The sequence below is a fragment of the Citrobacter sp. CRE-46 genome, assembly GCF_059615875.1.
This window is the reverse complement of the sequence record NZ_CM184341.1, coordinates 2243174-2261649: the sequence shown is the minus strand read 5'-3', so window position 1 is coordinate 2261649 and position 18476 is coordinate 2243174. Positions and strand designations below refer to the sequence as shown.

General features: G+C 49.8%; 23 protein-coding genes. 3 read left to right on the top strand and 20 right to left on the bottom strand.

Translation table 11 applies throughout. The features are described from left to right. Positions 1–22: 22 nt before the first annotated feature. The 13 genes from AC534G_RS10840 to AC534G_RS10780 all read right to left on the bottom strand — a co-directional run bounded on the left by AC534G_RS10840 (position 23) and on the right by AC534G_RS10780 (position 12292). A complete protein-coding gene (locus AC534G_RS10840) occupies positions 23–3325 on the bottom strand; it encodes a phage tail tape measure protein (RefSeq protein ID WP_496594541.1) in 3303 nt (1100 codons plus the stop codon). A 247-nt stretch (positions 3326–3572) separates the two neighbouring features. Further along, positions 3573–3935 carry a phage tail protein gene (locus tag AC534G_RS10835; protein WP_044700554.1) on the bottom strand — a complete coding sequence of 121 codons (363 nt, stop codon included), beginning with the start codon at positions 3933–3935 and terminating at the stop codon, positions 3573–3575. Positions 3936–3996: 61 nt separating this feature from the next. Continuing rightward, a complete protein-coding gene (locus AC534G_RS10830) occupies positions 3997–4479 on the bottom strand; it encodes a major tail shaft subunit (protein ID WP_038641331.1) in 483 nt (160 codons plus the stop codon). Positions 4480–4512: 33 nt separating this feature from the next. Then, entirely contained in the window at positions 4513–4914 is a 402-nt protein-coding gene (locus AC534G_RS10825) for an HK97-gp10 family putative phage morphogenesis protein (RefSeq protein ID WP_038641333.1), read from the bottom strand. Next, a complete protein-coding gene (locus AC534G_RS10820; protein ID WP_181508775.1) occupies positions 4911–5300 on the bottom strand; it encodes a hypothetical protein in 390 nt (129 codons plus the stop codon). The genes AC534G_RS10825 and AC534G_RS10820 overlap by 4 nt, the downstream gene beginning before the upstream one ends. Next, positions 5269–5619, bottom strand: a complete 351-nt coding sequence (locus tag AC534G_RS10815; RefSeq protein WP_181508776.1) for a head-tail adaptor protein — start codon at positions 5617–5619, stop codon at positions 5269–5271. Before AC534G_RS10815 ends, AC534G_RS10820 begins: the two co-directional genes overlap by 32 nt. Then, on the bottom strand, positions 5616–5933 hold the full coding sequence (locus tag AC534G_RS10810) for a head-tail connector protein (RefSeq protein WP_003832371.1): 318 nt from the start codon (positions 5931–5933) through the stop codon (positions 5616–5618). The genes AC534G_RS10815 and AC534G_RS10810 overlap by 4 nt, the downstream gene beginning before the upstream one ends. Next, the gene (locus tag AC534G_RS10805) at positions 5914–6291 is read right to left on the bottom strand and encodes a hypothetical protein (protein WP_227408811.1); all 378 of its coding nucleotides are present in this window, start codon (positions 6289–6291) and stop codon (positions 5914–5916) included. The genes AC534G_RS10810 and AC534G_RS10805 overlap by 20 nt, the downstream gene beginning before the upstream one ends. A gap of 97 nt (positions 6292–6388) precedes the next feature. Beyond that, positions 6389–7675 (bottom strand): phage major capsid protein, encoded by a 1287-nt coding sequence (locus AC534G_RS10800; RefSeq protein WP_227408810.1) that lies wholly within the window; start codon positions 7673–7675, stop codon positions 6389–6391. Positions 7676–7747: 72 nt separating this feature from the next. Next, positions 7748–8668, bottom strand: a complete 921-nt coding sequence (locus AC534G_RS10795; RefSeq protein ID WP_227408809.1) for a S49 family peptidase — start codon at positions 8666–8668, stop codon at positions 7748–7750. Positions 8669–8704: 36 nt separating this feature from the next. Continuing rightward, positions 8705–9964, bottom strand: a complete 1260-nt coding sequence (locus tag AC534G_RS10790) for a phage portal protein (protein WP_227408808.1) — start codon at positions 9962–9964, stop codon at positions 8705–8707. A gap of 172 nt (positions 9965–10136) precedes the next feature. Next, positions 10137–11858 (bottom strand): terminase large subunit, encoded by a 1722-nt coding sequence (locus tag AC534G_RS10785; RefSeq protein ID WP_079938065.1) that lies wholly within the window; start codon positions 11856–11858, stop codon positions 10137–10139. Continuing rightward, positions 11858–12292 (bottom strand): phage terminase small subunit P27 family, encoded by a 435-nt coding sequence (locus AC534G_RS10780; RefSeq protein ID WP_042309017.1) that lies wholly within the window; start codon positions 12290–12292, stop codon positions 11858–11860. Before AC534G_RS10780 ends, AC534G_RS10785 begins: the two co-directional genes overlap by 1 nt. Before the next feature lie 232 nt (positions 12293–12524). On the opposite strand from AC534G_RS10780, the gene AC534G_RS10775 reads away from it, so the two are divergent. Beyond that, positions 12525–13040, top strand: a complete 516-nt coding sequence (locus AC534G_RS10775; RefSeq protein ID WP_003841965.1) for a hypothetical protein — start codon at positions 12525–12527, stop codon at positions 13038–13040. 135 nt (positions 13041–13175) lie between these two features. On the opposite strand, the gene AC534G_RS10770 is transcribed toward AC534G_RS10775, so the two are convergent. After that, positions 13176–13538: an HNH endonuclease gene (locus AC534G_RS10770; protein WP_227408807.1), complete on the bottom strand. Its 363-nt coding sequence runs from the start codon at positions 13536–13538 to the stop codon at positions 13176–13178. A gap of 266 nt (positions 13539–13804) precedes the next feature. Here AC534G_RS10770 and AC534G_RS10765 point away from each other — a divergent pair, with 266 nt between their 5' ends. Next, complete coding sequence (locus AC534G_RS10765; protein ID WP_227408806.1) at positions 13805–14497, top strand: hypothetical protein; 693 nt, start codon at positions 13805–13807, stop codon at positions 14495–14497. 95 nt (positions 14498–14592) lie between these two features. Here AC534G_RS10765 and AC534G_RS10760 read toward each other — a convergent pair whose 3' ends face one another. The 4 genes from AC534G_RS10760 to AC534G_RS10745 all read right to left on the bottom strand — a co-directional run bounded on the left by AC534G_RS10760 (position 14593) and on the right by AC534G_RS10745 (position 16233). Further along, positions 14593–15096: a DUF2514 domain-containing protein gene (locus tag AC534G_RS10760; RefSeq protein ID WP_079223894.1), complete on the bottom strand. Its 504-nt coding sequence runs from the start codon at positions 15094–15096 to the stop codon at positions 14593–14595. Beyond that, positions 15093–15641 carry a lysozyme gene (locus AC534G_RS10755; protein ID WP_227408805.1) on the bottom strand — a complete coding sequence of 183 codons (549 nt, stop codon included), beginning with the start codon at positions 15639–15641 and terminating at the stop codon, positions 15093–15095. The genes AC534G_RS10760 and AC534G_RS10755 overlap by 4 nt, the downstream gene beginning before the upstream one ends. After that, positions 15613–15891: a phage holin gene (locus AC534G_RS10750; RefSeq protein ID WP_001568784.1), complete on the bottom strand. Its 279-nt coding sequence runs from the start codon at positions 15889–15891 to the stop codon at positions 15613–15615. The genes AC534G_RS10755 and AC534G_RS10750 overlap by 29 nt, the downstream gene beginning before the upstream one ends. Positions 15892–16044: 153 nt before the next feature. Further along, positions 16045–16233 (bottom strand): hypothetical protein, encoded by a 189-nt coding sequence (locus AC534G_RS10745; protein ID WP_227408804.1) that lies wholly within the window; start codon positions 16231–16233, stop codon positions 16045–16047. 144 nt (positions 16234–16377) lie between these two features. Between AC534G_RS10745 and AC534G_RS10740 the strand changes: the two genes are divergently transcribed. Continuing rightward, a complete protein-coding gene (locus AC534G_RS10740) occupies positions 16378–16752 on the top strand; it encodes a FlxA-like family protein (RefSeq protein ID WP_050592505.1) in 375 nt (124 codons plus the stop codon). 732 nt (positions 16753–17484) lie between these two features. Here the strand turns inward: AC534G_RS10740 and AC534G_RS10735 are convergent. Continuing rightward, positions 17485–18120 carry a hypothetical protein gene (locus AC534G_RS10735; protein WP_227408803.1) on the bottom strand — a complete coding sequence of 212 codons (636 nt, stop codon included), beginning with the start codon at positions 18118–18120 and terminating at the stop codon, positions 17485–17487. Beyond that, the gene (locus tag AC534G_RS10730; protein ID WP_227408802.1) at positions 18117–18476 is read right to left on the bottom strand and encodes a RusA family crossover junction endodeoxyribonuclease; all 360 of its coding nucleotides are present in this window, start codon (positions 18474–18476) and stop codon (positions 18117–18119) included. The genes AC534G_RS10735 and AC534G_RS10730 overlap by 4 nt, the downstream gene beginning before the upstream one ends.

Sequence of the window (18476 nt, the reverse complement as noted above, 5' to 3'; positions counted from 1 at the left end):
GTGCCCAATGAAAGGTTTTCACTTATCCTCCCGCCAGCATGCCGCCATCGCGGCCCTGAGTTCTCAGGATACTCATGACACGCGTGTCGACCATTTTGACCAGCATCTGCGATGCCTGCGGCCCTATCTGCCCGTTTTGCCCGTCATTCTGAATGGTAATGTGATACTCAGGTGAATAAACAATCCCACCATTCATACCACCACCAGAGGAACCCGGGTCACCCAGCGCCCTGACACCCAGCGTACCGTCAGTCGTTTTTGCCAGAGGCATAATGGCTTCCGGACCTGCTTCACCAAACACGCCTGCCCCCTTTGCAAAAGCAAACAGGGTCGGGCTGTCATAGATGCCGTTACTGTAGGCACTTAATGAAGGTGAATCATAAACACCGCCTTTCTCGTTAAAACTAAAACTGCTGCCAAAACTGCTGATGGCCGTGCCGGTACTCGCGCTGGCTGCGCCGCCAAAAAGACTGCCGCCGATGCCCATAATGGATTTCAGGATGGTGTTGGTAATCAGCGCCTGCGTTGCCATATCGACAAGGTTTTTAATCACCGACTGAGTCAGGGAGGAAAATAACCCACTCATCCCGTCCCGGAGTGATTGGGTGTTTACCAGCATGCCGGTCAGCATGTTGGTGGAACGCTCCTGGGTGGTCTCTAACATGCCAATAGCGAGGCTGTTCAGGTTTCCCTGCGACTTATACAGCTCCACCGCCGTCTGGTACTGCGCATCAGCGGAATCTTTATCCGCCTTTTGCTTCAGCAGTTCGTACTGCTCTTTGTTGATTGCATCATTCTGGTAAAACGCCTGCAGCAGTGACTGACGCTCGGCCAGTTGATTGCGCAGTTCTGCCAGCGGATCAACCGTCCCGGCGATATCAATCAGAGGGGCAGACATTGCCGCTGCCTGTGCCTGTAACAGTTCGCGGGCCGTACTTTGTGCCAGCGTGATTCTGGCCGTCTGGTATTCCTTTTCATCCAGAATACGGGCATTCAGGAGCGACTTCAGCTCCTGGCTCGCTTCACGCTCTTTCGTAAGAGTTGCTCTGGCTGGCGCATACTGTTCTGCCAGTTCGAGGCGCTGTTTCTGATAGTTTTCAGCATTCAGCAGCAAAGTCTTCTGAATATCAGCCTCGCTGGCTCCGTCAGCGCGGGCGGCTTCAAGAAGTTTTCTGGCGCTTTCCTGCTCCTGCAGGTTGATACGTCCGAGACTGGAGGCATGCGCCGCTTCGATTTCACGCCGCAGTTGCTCATACTGGTTAACCTTCGACTTTTGCCCCTTACCAGTATCCCCGCCTTCCCCGGTCCAGGGGGTATCAGGTTTATCACTCCCTGTTTCATTCCCTGGTTTATCCGGCTTCGGTGTGGGATCGGTTTTCCCTGATTTAGCGTGTTCTATGGCCTCTTTGACAATTTTTTGCCGTTCTTTGAGGAGTTTTAACCCCTGCTCAACGGCATCCAGATCCCCTTTGTAGCGGGTTTTATCGTTCTGTACGCCTTTAAGTTGTCCGAACGGATCGAAGCCACTCAATCCATCAATACGGCTTTCCGCATCCTGAATTTCTTTAATCAGTTTATTTCGCTGAATAACCTGATTCTCAAACTGTTCATCAATGTCCAGCTGCTTCACGTTGAGCTGGTTAAGCGACAGTTTTTTTAGCTCTTCATTCGTTTCAACAACAGCATTTTTCAGGTCAATCGCTGACTGGCGGGCATTCTTCGCCTGATTATGGAAATAGAGCAACGCCGAACCGGCAAGCATAGCCGCCCCCACTGGACCGCCCACCAGTGCCAGCGCCCCTCTGGCCATACCTACTGCTGCAGAGGCCGCGCGGGCTGAAATTGAAAGCTGTTTATTGGCAGCATTCAGCTGGCTCTTTGCCTGGGTGGAAAGCAGTGTCTGCTCGGTTTCCTGGCGGATTAAGCGGTTAAACTCGCTCTGGTAACTCACGTTAAGGCCAAATTGTCTGGCGCTTTTCTCCATTTCCCGATAACGCCCGAATTCTGCGTTATTCTGTGCCAGCGTAGCGGCGGTACTTTCCAGCGTTTTTCGCGCCATATCGGCCTGCGCCATCGCGCTGGCCCTGACTGCCTGCTGCTGCTCAACCCAGGCACCGATGTTCCCCCTGATACCTGCCGTCAGTTTTGTCGCCAGAACAGGAATCAGTGTATACAGCGCAACGTTGGCGACCGTATTAAAATTATCCGTCAGGCCATTAATGGCATCGGTAACGGTCTGAACACCACTGCGCAGCGGGCCGTTTCCGCTCTGTCCTACCTTAATAATCAGACCTTCAAAAGCCGAAGTCAGGCTGAGAAGATCGCCGTTCAGGTTATTTACCCTGATTTCGGCCTGCTCATGCGCGGTCTGCGTACCGGTCAGGGCGGCGGTCAGCGACTCCACCTTCTCGCGGTTCTGCACCAGGATGGATGCTGCGCTGAGGTTTTCCACCCCGAACAGCTTTACGGCCTGTTTTGTTGACAGGTTTTTTCCCGCCAGATTCTCCAGCGCCTGGCTCAGCCCGACAACAGAAGGCTTCAGGGTCTTATCCGTTCCTTTCTCCAGATTCAGGATCACGTTGCGCAGTGCGGTCCCGGCTTCGCCGCCTTTCACTTCGCGCTCCGCCAGTACCTGTATGGCGGCATTGAGGGTTTCAAAACCCACGCCAGCCTGTGCCGCTGCTACCCCGCCATTTTTAATCGCGGCAGCAGTATCGGCTATCTCCGATGAGCCAAATTTCGCGCCAGCAGCCAGCACGTTGATATACAGGTCCGCTTCACTGGCTCCCGCCCCAAACTGGTTTAATGACAGGGCCAGCGTTCGGGTGGCATCCGGAAGCGTCGTCCCTGCCGCCTGGGCCAGCGTTAACGCGCTTTTGGTCGCCGCTGTCAGCCCCGCAGAGGTACTCAGCAGTTCAGGCTTTGCCGAAGCCATCAGTTTAATGGCCTCGGCGGCCTGTGATGCGCTGTATTCCGTTGTGCGGCCCATTTCCTGCGCCGCCTGATCGTACAGTTTCATCTGCGCACTGGTGGCACCGGTGATAGCCTGCAAATCCGACAACGACTGGCTGTACTGCCGCGTGGTGCTGATAATGGTACCCAGCGATAAACCCGCCCCGGCAAAACCTGCCAGCCTGCCTGCCAGCCCCGATACCGAAGCAGAAACACGCTTATAGGCATCCTCCGTCTTTTTCGCATCAGCCCGGGCATTGCGGTTAAACTGGCGTGACTGACTCTCAGCGCTGCCGTAGGCGCTCATCAGCTGCGATTTAAAGTTCGCTGCATTCAGATGCAGCCCAACGGCAAGAGAGGCAACGTCACCCATTACATTAATACCTTCATGACTGCCGCACACTGCGCATCCAGACTCTGGTTCGCTGCTGCGGGTGATTTAACAGGGGGCGGGTTATTGTCAGAACCTTCTGGCGAAGGCTTTTTGAAAATGCCCTGTTTGAGGAAGAAAGCACGCCAGTGAAAAAGCGTGTCAGCCGGAAGCGCCGCAATTTTTGACGGGTCAGGCTCGCCCCAGCGGTCGGCCAGCCAGAAAATTAGCTCCAGCCAGGGCGAGTCACTCAGTTTTTTTCGGCGGTTTCCAGCTTACCGATGCCGTGCTTTTTCACTTTGTCGATGGCATCCAGAAGCGCAACGTTATCGTGTGCCGCCAGCAGCTCCTTCGCCGTGGGTTTGTCTTTGGCTTTAATCGGGGAGCCGTCAGGCTGAACCAGACTGTCGATAACAATCTGTACGCTCAGCTCTGACGCCATGCGGGCGTTGCCAGAGGTCTGTGCCTCGATGAGCGCATCTTCATGATCAATAAGCTCAGCCGCCGTCAGCCGGCGAAGGTAAACCTTTGTACCGAAGATTTCGGTTTTAATTGGAGAGGGTTTTGCGCTGAGCAGGGCCTTTTTCAGTTCGGAGAGGCTAAATTCAGACATGATGTATCCTGTTTTTCAAACGAAAAAAAACGCCCGGAGGCGGTGTGTAACGGGAAACGGATTACGCTCCGGCATCTGGCGCCGGGGCGGCGATCCCCCATTTAATGTTGTTTTGCTTACCCTGCACTGTAATCTGGATAACTTCACTGGCAGGCGCTGTGATTTCGTTCATCTGCCAGCCTGAAAGCGCGAGGATCATTGAGGCCGTTCGTTTGTTCGGCAGCTCAATATAAAACTGAACGGTCTTACGCTGCTCTGCAGCATTGAGGAACGCGGTGAAATCCTCGTTTCCCGGGTCGTCAATGAATCCCAGCGATTTCTCCGGCCCTTCCGGAAGGTCGGATATTGACTGCTTACTCTTGTCCAGCAGGGTGGTACAGTCGACAAATCCTCCCGTCTGACCTGTCGCGCCCAGCGCCTTACAGTTAATCAGGGGTTTGAGTGCCGCCACGGCGGCGTTTACTTCGCCAAACTTCACCACCGTCCCGGCAGGAAGCATTGCGTACTCAGGGGATGATTTTGGCGTGTTATTTTCATCAGCCATAATGATTCTCTCTTAAATAGTGGGCAGCGGTTGCTACCTGTTCTGAATGCCATTGCGGATTTCTACGGTCAGAATGCGCAGAACCTTCTGGACGTTGTAATCCAGTGCCGGACGGATGAACGGATCGGCAACCTGTTTAACCGTCCCGAACTCCTGGGCCAGCGCTTTCATGTAATGCTTTTTGCTGGGGCCAACCCGAAGGATTACCACCGTATTTCCGCGACCTTTCCGGGTGGAAGAGCGAATTTTGATGGAATCACGCATATGCTCTGCAGAGGACGCCTCGTCGAAGCCGGCATGTTGCTTCATGTCTTCTTCCACCACTTTCAGCGCCTCACGCCCTGCATCACGTAACACCTTCGTGCCGACCTTTTCACCGAGCGCAGTAAGCTGCCGCTCCAGCTCGTCCAGCCCTTTTACGTCCATAGTGATCATGGTGAGGCGTCCCGGTAGTGAAAGGTAAAATCCCGCACGAGCCGGTACTGAATATTGCCGCTGGTTAGTACCGTTTTACTCTGCTGTATTCCACCCCGGACCACATGCTGCACGGGAAAACCCTCCAGCTGGCCATGCACGATAGCGGTCCATTCCGAGCCGATTTTCTTATCCAGCTGTAACAGGCGGGTGTAGTCATTAAGCAGATGAATCGCTATCTGGAAGCGGCCCGCAATCAGACCTGTGCGTAACAGTCCGGCGTACAGTTCCGGATCCGAGATACACTGGTAAGTAATCCCCTCCTGCAGCTCATCAGGCAGGAGCAGAGGATAAACATCCAGCCCGCTCAGGCGTTCAAGTGCTGCCTTTAATGCCAGCTCGATCATGACGTGCGTCTGCCTCCCCTGTGATGATGATGCGATCCGCAAGACGTTCGACGTTACGAACGGTATAAACCCGGTCAGAGGTCGTTATTTTCCAGTCGATATCAATATTCAGGTTCGGATGAGTGGTAAAAAGACACGTTTCAACAACCTGCTGTTGATCCATTGTGCGGACCTTTCTGCCCGATACCAGCTCGCGCTTCGCCCAGGCTTTCCCGGTCGCGACCAGTTGTTCCGGCAGATGTTCACCCAGCGGCCCCCGGCCGGATTGCATATACCCAATCGAAAGACGGCAGGTCATTTCTTCCGGCTTCAGGCTCATACCGTGTTCTCCTGCAACGGGAAAAGAAGGTGCCGGACCGCAGCCGTCTCCAGCCACTGCCCGGTGAAACCATTCAGATACGCATCCCCGACCAGATACTGCATGGCCAGCTGGATATCTTCATCCGCCACAAAACCGCGTACCCCTTCCGGCAGCGCCTGCAGTTCGTCATCGCTTCCCACCAGTTTGCAGTAGTAGTCACGCTCAATACTCTTTTGCGCAGCCGCCACCATTTTAGTGAGCATGTCGTCATGCTCCGTGAAATCCGGCTCCAGGCGGAGCTGGGTTTTCACATCATCCAATGTCAGTATCATGGTCATCGGCTCCCTTGCGGGGACTCAGCGCCTTTTCCGCATCTGCTGGCCATACCGCAATATGGCGTTCAACCAGTTTCTCTGCGTACTCAGCATCAAAACAGGCCGTATCACCGCGTGAATAACGATGATAGGGTCCCAGGAAAAAAACCGCTTTTCGCGCTACTTCTGCTCCCGTCAGGCCCGTGGCCCCGTTTGTTTCACTTCCGGTCAGATCAACACCTGCTTCACCTGAACCCGCTGCAGTATTCTGACCGTCATCCCCGTCCACTGTATTTTCCGGCGTCAGTTCATCCGGCTTTTTCACATCACCGGCTGCAGCCGCCGCTGCCGCTGCTTTTGCCGCTTTCGTTGTCATCGTTTTGCTCCTGAAAAGAAAAAACCCGCTGCTGCGGGCCTGGGGAATTACGTGCTTTTACGCTGTGCGACCGTGGTCGCACAGAGTGCAGGACCGGTTAAAACAGCACTTTTGTCCCGAGAACAAGACCTTCCGGATGACGGAAGCCGATATCGTGCTCCGTCACCACGCGGATCAACGACTGGTTACGGGAGAACGCGGAAACCAGATTGCCATCCCCGTCCTGGTAGGAGGCTTCCTGCGAGAACGACACCTTCATGTTGCCGTCTTCACCGATAACCACATCATTAAAGTCAGCGAAGTAAATTTCCGACTCTTTGCCTGCGTCACCGAGGTTTGCCGGGATAGCGCTGGTACGCTGAATCTGAAATCCCTTCAGGATCCCCTGCGCCATTTCCGGGTAGACCTTGTTACCGTTACCGTCGCGCAGACCGAACAGTTTCATGTAGGTACGGTTCGACATACCCCAGCCGCAGCTGATCATGTTGCTGTTGCCGTCCATAGCCATCAGGATGATGCTGTCGAGATACGCATCAATCGTATTAAGATTGATATCAGCAGCAGCTTCCCACGGCAGCAGACGGCTCCACTCAGTTGCCCGTGCTTTCATACCGACAGGCGTATCACCGGTACCGTCATCGCGCATAAAGGCTTTGTCTTCACGAACAGAAATCGCGGTCAGAATATCCTGCAGGACCAGCTGCTCCACGTTGTAGCCAGCACGACCAATCAGCTGGTTGGAGATTGGCACCATTGCAATCATGGTTTTCGCAGTGAGTTTCACATCATCGAAGCGCGCTTCTGATGTTTTCGCATCCTTGCCTTCCCCGGTGTAGCTCGCCGTCGCACCACCTGCCAGACGCGGCAGCGCCATGTTGCCGTTCGGCAGCGGAATGGAGCGCGCGCCCAGCTTACGAACGATGGTGCGATCGCGCAGCAGTTCGATCACCTCGCTGTGCAGGTTTTGCGGAATAAGAACACCGCCTGACGCGGCAGCAGTATTGATGGCCATCGAGACAGACTGGTCATTCAGTTCTTCAGCTGCAAATTTTGCAGCGTCCTGGACGTTACCCTGTGCTGCCGCAATCGACATCACCAGACGGGTCATGCCTGCGCCGGTGTATTGCTTTGGCTCAGCCTTAATGCTGATACCTGGAGCCTGCTGTGTACCTTTAACCGGTTTGGCAACAAGCGCAGCAGCACGTTCAGCCGCTTCCAGACGCTCAATCTTGGCGCTGATATCCGTGAACTGCTGCTGCAAGCTGGCAAATTCGGTTAACTGCTCCGCTGTCAGCGTTCCACCGGTAGTTTCAATCGTGGCCAGGACCTGTACCTGTTCATTAATACCCGCACGCTGACGACGTAATTCTTCAATCTGTGGCATAGTTTTCTCTCTTTTTGGCATAAAAAAAGCAGCCAACAGGCTGCTTTCTGGTAATGACGCGTTAGCGCCGGGTTACATTCTTGTTTGCAGGTCCATCGCGGCTGCCTGCAACTTTATGGAAGTGGTTCTTTGAGGTTGTTTGTACTTTGCCGCAATGGCATTAATTGCGGACTGAGGATCCGAAACTTCATCGGCAAGACCAGCAGAAATGGCATCAGCGCCGAAATAGATTCCGGCCTGCGTGTTAATCACCGTCTGAGGGGCAAGATTTCGGTATTCCGCTACAGAGGTAATAAACGTCTCGTACATATCGTCAATCATCCTCTGGAACATTCCCCGAGCGTTTTCACTCAGTGGCTCATGTTGTGTACCGTTATTTTTGTTATCTCCCCGAAAAATCGTGGTGAATGTTAACCCCATTTGCTCTTCCATCCTGGAAGTATCCAGGTGTTCCATGATCACTCCAATCGAGCCGACTCCACTGGTCTGGCTGACTACAATTTTGCTGCAGGCCGAAGCGATAAAGTAAGCCGCAGAATAGGCGCTGTAGTTCACAATTGCAGTAATAGGCTTAGTTTGATGTGACTGGAAAATATAATCGGCCAGTTCCTTGCATCCAACCGCCGCACCACCACCAGAATTTATATCCAGCACAATTTCACTGATGGAAGGGTCATTTAATGCAGCATGCACCTGGCTACGTATGCGCTCATAGCTGGTAAGTTCAGAACACATTGCAGTAATTTGCCCACGACGTGGAACCAGAATGCCGTGAACAGGAATAACAGCCATTCCAGCAGCTGGTTGAACCAAATCTGGCGCCTGATTGTTATCAGGATCCTGCGTCATGTGAATTCCAGCCTCTTCTGATAATCCCTGAATACGGGGAACCAGCACAGCTTTTACAGAATCCATTGTCTGTCGTGTCACGTAATGTGGAACACCAAAGACCATAGCCGCCAGATGCGGCAGATTAATTAAATTTTTTGTCATGATGTTTACCAGGTCAGCCCGCACTGCGAGTGATATTCAGTTTCTGGACAGAATAGAGTTGATTTCTGCCAGTTGTTGTGCTGTTGGCGTGTTATCGCCAGGTAAGATTTGTTTACTGTCGACCATATTCAGAGGCGTCAGGTATTTATCCCCTCCGGCGATGGGTGGAAGGTTCTCCATGCGGCGAATGTCGTTAACCGATAACCAGCCCCACTGGCGGCCTAAGGCATAAGATTCATAGCGTGACTTCTGATCCCCGCGCAGCAGGCCAGAAACATTGAATTCAATGTACAGATCACCGCGCTCGCTGGGTAAAAGCAGATCGCGCATTAATGCGCCTTCATGACGCTTCAGCCAGGCCAACAGCGTGTACATCACAAACTGCAGCCCCTGATGCTCAATGTTGTTATTTGTGGCTTTCGCCAGCATCTGCACCATATGAGGCGGGATTTTATAGAGCCGGCACACTTCCTCCACGCCCCATTGACGGGACTGTAACAGCTGCGCTTTCTCATTATCCTGAGATAGCTGTTTGTAGCTCATCCCTTCCTGAAGCAATGCAACAGAGAATGCGTTCCTGACGCCGGAATACCTGTCCGTCCACTTTGCCAGCAGTCTGTCTATTGCATCCTGGTTTTTGATTGTCGCAGCTTCTTTTGGACGCTCAATAACACCGCTCATCGTCGTACCTCGACGAAAAACCTGAGCAGCATGTTCCTCCACAGCCAGGTTTAACCCAAGTACATCCGCATTTGTCTGGATTGGAGAACTGCCGATATAACCGTCGAGCGAAAATACTTTCACATGATGAATCATGCGCATTGGCAACGTTTCGCCAATTTCGGGGAGTTCATAATAGGGCATCCCGTCTGGCCCTTTCAGGACGATGACTTTTTTGGGATTAACCGGGATTAATTCCCTCGGGAAACCTTTCCCGTCCCTGTCGATAATCGAGTAACAATTGCCCTCCAGCCCTAACAAGCCCTGTTGTTGCTCAAAATACTCGAAAGAGGTGTCCTTTTTATTAGGCTGGGAATGTACAAGATCATAAACGGGGTGGTCAGTAGCTCGCTTACGGGCTCCGTTAGCACCTCGTCTGTAAAGCTCACACGGCAGTTGCGCTACAGATTCAGCCAGAAGAGTTACACATGCCCGAACAGCTGATAATGCCATCGCAGTTTCAGGAGTTATGATTATCCCAGCCTTACTCTGACTCGAACTCACTCCTCCCAGCATGGTTTCCCAAAATCCACTTCCTGATCGCGATTTACCCCGAAACATCTGGGGGATAAACATTACTCACCCCCTGGTTTGTGAAATCCTGTAGATAAGGATCTCGCAATTAAAAACGACCACAGCAGACAAATCAAACCGCCAGTAATAAATCCGACGGAGGGTGAAATAAGCCAGGCACCGGTCGACAATAAGCCGACTCCAACGAGGCCGAGAATAAAACTCAGGACTGTGATTAACATGTAATATCTTCCTCATCATAAGCCGATTTACTTACTGTACTGTTCAGCATGGCCCGTCCGATCCCCATAAGTAATCCTACAGCACCATCAATTTTATTTTGCTTCCCCTCCTTGCCGGGGCGGACAATATCATCGCTTCCAGGCAAATAACGCCCAATAACATTCTGGATGCACCAGTTCATGATAGGGTTGCCGTCATGATGAAAACGTCCTGATGCCAGCGCGGCCTCAATTTCACGCATAGGGTCACTCATGTTGGTGAAGTTTTGCCTGATCTCAACTGGCTCCAGCCCCTCCTCTTCAAGCATGTGTCGTAATGATGTTGCACCGTAAGGATCAATAGGACACTGAACGATTTTTACACGCTGACGTAATTGAAGGATTGACTCAAAAATAAGCCGATAGTCCACTTCCGCACCTTCTGTCGGTATCAGAACCTCTTGTTTAACAAATGACTGATAGCGGTCAGAAGTGGTTTTCAATGTGGGATCTGGTGAGTAAACCGTATCTTCAGGCACCCAGAACATCGGACTGACACAGTAGAAATGCGTAATACCATCCACTTCCCGTCTGAATACTGGTACGACCGCATTCAGGTCAACCTTGGACGCAAGATCTATCCCCAACCAGCAATCTTCATCGGCGAAATCAGACAACTTGAGACTATTGTCCGCTGCAGCCATCCATTTTTGCAGATCATAGAAAACCGTCTTGGCACTTACCCACCGGTTAAAATGCTTGGTAAGAATTTTGTTCGTCTGGCTGGGGTTAGATATTCCAAGCAATTGCTTTGCGCGAAGGAAGTGTTCTTTTACGGAAATGCCAAAGTTTGGATTTGCTTTGATTAATGCTTCAGGTTTTGTCCAGTCGTCATCATCATCAAGACCGTAAATAATACCGAAAATCGTTTCGTTTTCTTCTCCCACCCGATTCCGGCGTAGAATTTCCACCACCTGAGCACGTTTCTCATAACACGGAGAAGTAATGTCATAACCCGCAGTTGTAATGATCAGAGTGATAGGTTGTTCCCTTGCCCCCATTCCTGTTGTCATAGTCGTATAAAGAGCATCTGTTTGGTGCTCGTGATATTCATCAATAATTGCACATGAAGGGGAATCGCCGTCACCAGGATCGCCGATGACTGGCGCAAAAACAGAGCCATCCGGACGGGTCATTTTCTTTGCCCAGGGTTTGACTGAGTATTTTTGTCGCAATGCAGGGAGTTTTTTTACCATTTGTAGAGCGGGAGAGAAGACTTTCCAGGCCTGTTTTTCTGTAGTGGCGCCACAGTACACTTCTGCACCATGTTCTCCATCAGCGCAAAACATATAATTACCAACGGCAGCTGCAATTGCAGACTTCCCATTTTTCCTGGGAACCTCAATATATATTTCAGAAAAACGGCGGAATCCGGACTTCTTATTAACCCAACCAAATGGCACACCAAGAGCAAACTTTTGCCAGGGCTCAAATTCTATGCGTAGTTTCTTCCTGGCCCATTCACCAGCCGTATGAGGCATCTTCTGAGCAAAGCGCAAAAATCGCTCGGCCTTGTTTTTATCAAACCGGTAAGGCCAGGCAGGATCCTTCGCACGTTCCAAATCATCAAGGTGTCGTTGACAAGCAAGCACAGTTAACTGACAAGCAAGGATCTTCCCGCCAACAACATCTCTTGCATACTGGTTCGCTGCATTGACGTTCGGATATGTAGCCATCAGTCAAACTCATCAAATTCATTCCCGTCATCGTCAGGAGCATTTCTGCCACTGGTCATTCTGATACGGCTGAGCGGATCTAACCCCAGAAGTGAGCCCAGACGGGCAATCTGGGAAACTGAATCATTTCGGACGTTAACTGCAGGATGTTTTTTTAATCCTCCCATTTCACTTTCAGTTGTCAGCCCTGAAGCCAGTAATTTTTCAGCTTCAAGCATGAGATGGAAGGCATTGCAGTAGGCTAAAAGTAAGGGGGCATCTTCAAGTTCAAATACGCCTCTTTCGATCAGGATTTTGCTCTGGGTCTTCCACATTCTTATAGCAGCCTCCCCCATTAACTCTGCAGGAGGTGCAATTCGGGTTAATTTACTTTTTTGCCCGGCGGGTAAGATGGGTTTTCTCCCCCCTCCAGACGATCGAATTCCACCAGCCATAACTCCTCTTTTAATAGGTGAAACCTACCGGAAAAAAGATCCTTATTTATGACGTGCAAAAATGGCCTTCAGGCGGCAGTCCTGAAGCGCGAAAGGGGGCAGGGATTTGATCCCCCCTCCCCCTTGAAGATGACAGCAAGAAAGCATGCAAAAGCAGATACTGGTCATCCATCAGGATGTTCAGCATAGTGTCTTCAGTTAATCTCAATAAATAAACGATGGAGTCTAAGAAATGGATAAAACTAGAAAATATGATAGAGCCTTACAACTTGAGATCCTCAACGCTCTTATAGATTGTGCTCCCAACTCTTTAAACAAGGCACAGGAGCGAGACCTCATTGAGAAGTTTGATAACTATGATCACTTTGTGGCGTGCATGCTATATCTTGAAATGCATAGTCTTGTTTCTACACCCTTCGTACGCAGCGAAACCATGGCTGGCGTTGATTTTATTTTCAACGCCCCATACTGCAACATTACAGAGAAAGGAATTGATTTTCTTCTTGATGATGGCGGCTTAAGTGCGATCCTTAAGGTTCAAACCGTTCGGTTACACAATGACACGATTGTTGCCCTTGAGGATATAATCCGTGTCGCAAATATATCTGAAGATCAGAAGAAGGGATTGATTTCAAAACTCCGAGAGCTTCCGGGAGACGCCATAAAACATTTGACCCTACAGTTACTGACTCAGGGGGTTCTGAATCTGCCGAACGCACTTCGACTAATTCAAACAACCCTCCAGTAGAGCTAAACTCGTCAGAGGGGCGAATTAACTCAAATTTGCCCCATCCCAGTGTTTTACTTAAAAACACCCAAAATTCCTTCCGGGTATCTGCATGAATGTAGAAACTGTTCTTATGCATTACAGCAGTGAATATTATCATCGAATACGTTCTCTTGCTGTCTTCGCTCTGTGGCATTCCCAGCACAACGACTCAAGATTGGAATCGTCATCAGTACCGCCATGAGCTTTTGGGATTATGTGGTCAACGCTGGTCGCTTTCTTGGCTATCTTCTGCCGGCGATGGTTCTTACACAGGTATTGATCACGCTGTAGGATACGCTCCCGTATGATTTCCCAGGACCGCCCATATCCACGTTCTTGCCTGCTCTTTCCTGACAGATAATTCCGCCAGCCGTCACCAGCATGCTGCTGTCGGTGTTGGTCACAATATCCTCTGACATCGTTGGTGATTGCCGCACACCCTTTGTGTCGGCATGGACGTTTAGCACGTGCTGGCATCCGCGTTGCCCTGTTTGTTGGATAGAAATGGTGTTGTACGGGGAGAGAAAAACGGAAACGGCAACTCGCTGAGAATATTCATAAATAGCGAGAGTCTGCACGGTCGCCGCCCCGTAACAGTCCGGATCGCCGGAAAGGACCCGTAAATGAGATGCTTTGTTGTTTTCTTGTTGGCTGTTCAACTACATGCAAGCATATGGCATAATATTAAATTGATAATCTAATAGTTATAAAAACTTGCCCCAAAACCTTAACGGAGACTAAGAATGTCCAGAGAAGGAACGTTAGATTTATTGCAAGAAGTTGAAGAAACCGTTGAAATATTAAAAGATACGCAACAAATAAAACCAGTAAAGGTTAAATCAATACTTGAGAATTTAAGAAGCGCATTAGAATACGTTGCAAATGATAGTTATGAAAAACATACCACTAACAAATCAACCCCTCGGCCAAACATTTACTTCCCATACGGCGAGAAAAAATTTTTAGATGCTTTCTTTATTAAAAAATTAAACTGCCAGCAACCTGAATCATCCCCATTATATGCAGTTTTTGTTTCAATCCAAGACTATCAAACTGGTAATAACTGGCTTGGAATGATGTGTAGTCTCACGAACGAAGTAAAACATAGGCAACCAATCCCATTGAGTGAAGATAGTATTGTTCGAGGAATAGATATTAATATCAATGGGTTTGGATTAGTTAAGGCAGATGCTACATCAAAAATAATTTTCAGAGATAATTTCACCAATGGACAGAGAATTGAAGACTTCACCATCGAAAATGGTAAAGTTGAAAAATCAGGGAACGGAATCCCCATCAATATTAACATTACCGAAGAGAAAAAAATAAGATTCCACGGTACAGATTATGAGGTCATTCCTTTCGTAGAGTTATGTCTAAATGAAATAAGAGATTTTGTTAATAAAGCATATGAAATTTTAGATGCCATTGAATAACAATAAATAAGTAACATGGCAGGTAATCTATTCAAACCGGCCATGTTACAAATCATTGACGTAGAGACAACATGGAGAGTATATCCTTTATATACTCAATTGTAATTTGATGTCCTCACCGACTCATAAATGCGCTCACATGTCATTCCAGCCCGGTAGCTTTCGTCAGATCGCTCAGCATAATATCGAGCTTCTTCTGCAAGGCGTCCGAGCATGTCGGCGAGCACTGCGGCGTTGGTTCCGGCTGTATTGCTTCTGACGGCAGCGGCAAGATCTGAGGTGTGCTTTGCGGCGTCCAGGCGGGCGGCAAGCTTTGTTGCTTCGGTGCGCAACTGACTAACAGTGGCAGACAGGCCAGCAGCAGTGGCAGCAGATTTAGCGGCTTGTGCTTGTGCATCTTTTACAGCCTCATCACGGGCAATAACTCGCCCTTGTTCAATCATGCGGGCTGCGGTCTGTGCGTTCGCTATCTGCGATGATTCCGCGCTATCACGTTCCGCCCACTTTTTTTCCCAACTACGGCTGCTCCACACATTCCCAGCAATGAATGCAACGGCCACCAGTAGCAAAATGGCAATAAATCGATAGCGAAGGCTCACTGGTCTATCCCCCAGCACGTCAATGCGCTTTCCTGGTCGCGCCGTTCTACCTGACCATAGCAGCCATTTTTCTGGCCTTTGGTCAGGCGACAATCGCGGCCGCCGTCTCTAATCCACCAGCGAATTGCTTCACAGGCACCTTTACGGTCGCCAGCATTTATTCGCTTATAGAACGTGGACGGGAAACATTTTCCGGGGCCGATGTTATAAGGGCAGAAAGATGCGATCCCGGCTTTCTGTGGTTCGGTCAAAGGTACCTTGATATTTCGCTCAACCCACGCCAGCGCCTTGTCTCGTTCTATAGCGTTTACCTGGGCGCATTTCTCAGCAGACAGCGTCATGCCCTGAACTACTGGCTTACCATCAACCATCGTGGCGCCACGACAAATAGTCCAGATTCCGCCGCCGTCGCGATATGCTGTCAGGCTGTTACCCTCTTTCTCATCCAGAAACTGATCGAGAATCACGGGGGCGGAAGCCCCGGCAAGAATCAAACCAACGACCGCTGCGCTCAGTTTATTCCTCAGCTTTGGTGGCATAGCCATTGCGCCGATCCTCCCGTTCTTTCCAGCGAAAATACCAGTTCACTGCACAGGTGATAACAGTGCATGCGATACCGACAATAATTGCCCAGTCGCTCAGGCTTAACCCTGCAATTCTGTCGGCCAACATCCAGGACACCTCTTTTGCTGTTTTAGCTGTTTCGGCATATGCCTTCGCTGATACACCGCAGCCGGTCAGCGTGGTGCCTGTTCCATATGAAAGTCTGCTGTAAATGGTGCTCATTCTGGTCATAGCCTCACCTCCGATTTTTCGGATGGCGCTGTGTGTGATTAAAGGGTCAGGCTTCACGGGCTGGATTTATCAACAAAGCACGTAGCGGATGATTCCCGTGAGCCTGAAATGAAAAAGGCCGCCATGCGGCAGCCCCTAAGTAAAATAGATTGTTTACATTGGTGGAGTAAGAGGACCTTCTAACACCTCTGCTTCACCGTTATGGCAAATGTCATCGCCTCTGGTCAGATGCCAGACACCTGTGATTGTTTGACCCGATTCCAGATCATCAACAGTGTCATTCGTGTAGTACGCTACCTGTACAACACCGACATGCTGAATCCAGTAATACCCTTCTTTCATAAGCTCCTCCGCGATACTCAGCAGATAGTATAGAGCGGCACAAATAATGCTGTGGTGCAGGAAGCCACAACTTAACCTTTGCTAATAAAGTAATTTCGAAAGATGACGATAATGGTTAATAAATGTAAGGCCGGAGAAACCACCATGAGCATGACAGTTAGCACTTTGGGTCAGGACATACTGCAAAGCACAGTAAAACAAGCACCTTCAAGTACTGGCAACTCTGTTTCACAACAAATTCAAAACCTGAAAAAACAAATTGGTGAGTTGACAAAAGAACTCAGCGCCATGGGTTCAAAAATAAATGAAGTAACCTCCGAAGATGAGGCAAAACTGCTTAAACAGCAGATGGAGATGATTCAAAGGCAAATCGAGTCTATATACGCAAAAATTGCTCAATTACAAAAACAAGAAGCAGAAAAAAACCAAATGGCATCGGGAGCATTACCTACGGTAAGTGACAAATCAAGTTCGAACGTTGCAGGGAATAATACTAAAAATATTGATGTCTATGTTTAGCAGTTACCCCCCTCTCATTTTTCCTCTGAGCTAGAAACGAAAAAGCATTGGAGCATTGTGAGAACTTGTTTTTTAGTTAACGATTTCAACTCGGCGATATGACAGGGGTACTGGTGCTATGCACCTCGCGAATACCCCTGTCGTATCGCCGGAAAGCAAAAACCCCGCGTCGGCGGGGTTCTCGTTATGTTCAAATTGTTCGCTTATCGTCGCTGCCATCGTGGCGCAGCTCTGCCAAGCATGAATTCATTATTCACTTTGTTGGCCCGTTTTCAAACGTATTTACGTCATAAAGCACTTATAGCTAATTCCCACCGAGATTTTGTACAAATATCACTCAACAAATGAGCTGTTCGATACAAAACGATCGTTTTGAACGATCGATAAATGAAAATCGATCTGCAATACCAATTTTAATTGTGTGGTTATTGCACGTAGACTCAGGGCCAAACCTAATAAATGGAATTATCATGAGCCTTTATCACTACTTGGCCATATATATCGCGGGCTTCATCGTAATGTTTGCTTTGTTAGTTCGTGGGGATAGAGTACACGGCCTAGAATTTGACCTGGCTGATACGGTGATAACCTCCATTCTGTGGCCCTTCTACTCCGTTGCTATTGTTTGTATTGAGATTTATGAGCGGTTTAAACAGAATCGTCACCAATAGCCAGTTTCCCCGGCTACTGACCGGGGTTTTGTTTCGAATTACAGACTCATCAGCCTCCCGGTCAGTTCCTCTTTTGGTATGACCAACCATCCTCTAACCCGGCTCTCATCTGGTTACGAACCGCAAGAAATGTTTTTGCTCTGAATATTTCCAGACACCATCGCACGCGTTTTCTCGCCTCCCCGTCGGTTAACCATGGCGCAATCGCCTGCAGTTCCCGGGTTATGTCTGAGATTTTTTTTCGGGTGGTGTAATACTGAAGACCAACGACATAAACCGGATCGTTTATATCCAGCGCCAGCAGTACGCATTGTTCAACAAAATCGACATCATCATTATGCAAAGCTTCATCAATTACACTGGCAGGTGACTGCGGCCAGAGAATGCTATGTGCCCTGTTCATCGCCTGCTGCCCACGGAATCCCTCTGCTCTCGCCTGATTTAACGCTGCGGTAAAGCGCTCCAGTGCCTTATCTGACCAGTTCCTTCCTTTGATCACATTCCAGCATGCATGGCCCCGCGGCATACGGGGTGCAGTATTTCCTCCTACACCTTCGCCCCATATAGTGAGCAGGGATTTAATCCATCCGGACTGAATCCCCGTCAGGAGAATACATTTACCCAGCCAGCTTTTACGCGGCGCAGCTGCTGCTTTTTCAAATGCTGACTGCTTTAGTCTGCGTTGGCGTGGCGTCATGCTTTTAGCTCCTCAATAATTATTCTCCCGGTTTCTCCCCATAATTTTGATACCCGTACATCCCAGATGTGAGCATCATCTTCGTAAATGGCATCCATCAGGGCTTTCACCATATTGTCGAAATCAGGTTTAGCCTGATGTGGTTTACCGTTTAACTCAGCTCGTTTCTTTTTGCTCCAGCTCGCTGGCATCGGAAGAATGAAGGTGACATGCGAACCGCTTTCCGGCAGATCAACACACTGCAGACGAACTTCATCACAGAAAGCCCGGTAACGCAGAACCTCGGGGCGCTTTTTCCATTTGTCAGCGCGCGTCATTCTGGGCTTGCCCATGGGGGTGATATCGTAGACTTTCAC

Excerpts from the sequence above, each read along its gene's own strand:
- AC534G_RS10840 (WP_496594541.1), bottom strand. The coding sequence starts at position 3,325 with ATGGGTGACGTTGCCTCTCTTGCCGTTGGGCTGCATCTGAATGCAGCG.
- AC534G_RS10835 (WP_044700554.1), bottom strand. The coding sequence starts at position 3,935 with ATGTCTGAATTTAGCCTCTCCGAACTGAAAAAGGCCCTGCTCAGCGCA.
- AC534G_RS10830 (WP_038641331.1), bottom strand. The coding sequence starts at position 4,479 with ATGGCTGATGAAAATAACACGCCAAAATCATCCCCTGAGTACGCAATG.
- AC534G_RS10825 (WP_038641333.1), bottom strand. The coding sequence starts at position 4,914 with ATGATCACTATGGACGTAAAAGGGCTGGACGAGCTGGAGCGGCAGCTT.
- AC534G_RS10820 (WP_181508775.1), bottom strand. The coding sequence starts at position 5,300 with ATGATCGAGCTGGCATTAAAGGCAGCACTTGAACGCCTGAGCGGGCTG.
- AC534G_RS10815 (WP_181508776.1), bottom strand. The coding sequence starts at position 5,619 with ATGAGCCTGAAGCCGGAAGAAATGACCTGCCGTCTTTCGATTGGGTAT.
- AC534G_RS10810 (WP_003832371.1), bottom strand. The coding sequence starts at position 5,933 with ATGATACTGACATTGGATGATGTGAAAACCCAGCTCCGCCTGGAGCCG.
- AC534G_RS10805 (WP_227408811.1), bottom strand. The coding sequence starts at position 6,291 with ATGACAACGAAAGCGGCAAAAGCAGCGGCAGCGGCGGCTGCAGCCGGT.
- AC534G_RS10800 (WP_227408810.1), bottom strand. The coding sequence starts at position 7,675 with ATGCCACAGATTGAAGAATTACGTCGTCAGCGTGCGGGTATTAATGAA.
- AC534G_RS10795 (WP_227408809.1), bottom strand. The coding sequence starts at position 8,668 with ATGACAAAAAATTTAATTAATCTGCCGCATCTGGCGGCTATGGTCTTT.
- AC534G_RS10790 (WP_227408808.1), bottom strand. The coding sequence starts at position 9,964 with ATGTTTATCCCCCAGATGTTTCGGGGTAAATCGCGATCAGGAAGTGGA.
- AC534G_RS10785 (WP_079938065.1), bottom strand. The coding sequence starts at position 11,858 with ATGGCTACATATCCGAACGTCAATGCAGCGAACCAGTATGCAAGAGAT.
- AC534G_RS10780 (WP_042309017.1), bottom strand. The coding sequence starts at position 12,292 with ATGGCTGGTGGAATTCGATCGTCTGGAGGGGGGAGAAAACCCATCTTA.
- AC534G_RS10775 (WP_003841965.1), top strand. The coding sequence starts at position 12,525 with ATGGATAAAACTAGAAAATATGATAGAGCCTTACAACTTGAGATCCTC.
- AC534G_RS10770 (WP_227408807.1), bottom strand. The coding sequence starts at position 13,538 with ATGCCAGCACGTGCTAAACGTCCATGCCGACACAAAGGGTGTGCGGCA.
- AC534G_RS10765 (WP_227408806.1), top strand. The coding sequence starts at position 13,805 with ATGTCCAGAGAAGGAACGTTAGATTTATTGCAAGAAGTTGAAGAAACC.
- AC534G_RS10755 (WP_227408805.1), bottom strand. The coding sequence starts at position 15,641 with ATGGCTATGCCACCAAAGCTGAGGAATAAACTGAGCGCAGCGGTCGTT.
- AC534G_RS10750 (WP_001568784.1), bottom strand. The coding sequence starts at position 15,891 with ATGACCAGAATGAGCACCATTTACAGCAGACTTTCATATGGAACAGGC.
- AC534G_RS10745 (WP_227408804.1), bottom strand. The coding sequence starts at position 16,233 with ATGAAAGAAGGGTATTACTGGATTCAGCATGTCGGTGTTGTACAGGTA.
- AC534G_RS10740 (WP_050592505.1), top strand. The coding sequence starts at position 16,378 with ATGAGCATGACAGTTAGCACTTTGGGTCAGGACATACTGCAAAGCACA.
- AC534G_RS10735 (WP_227408803.1), bottom strand. The coding sequence starts at position 18,120 with ATGACGCCACGCCAACGCAGACTAAAGCAGTCAGCATTTGAAAAAGCA.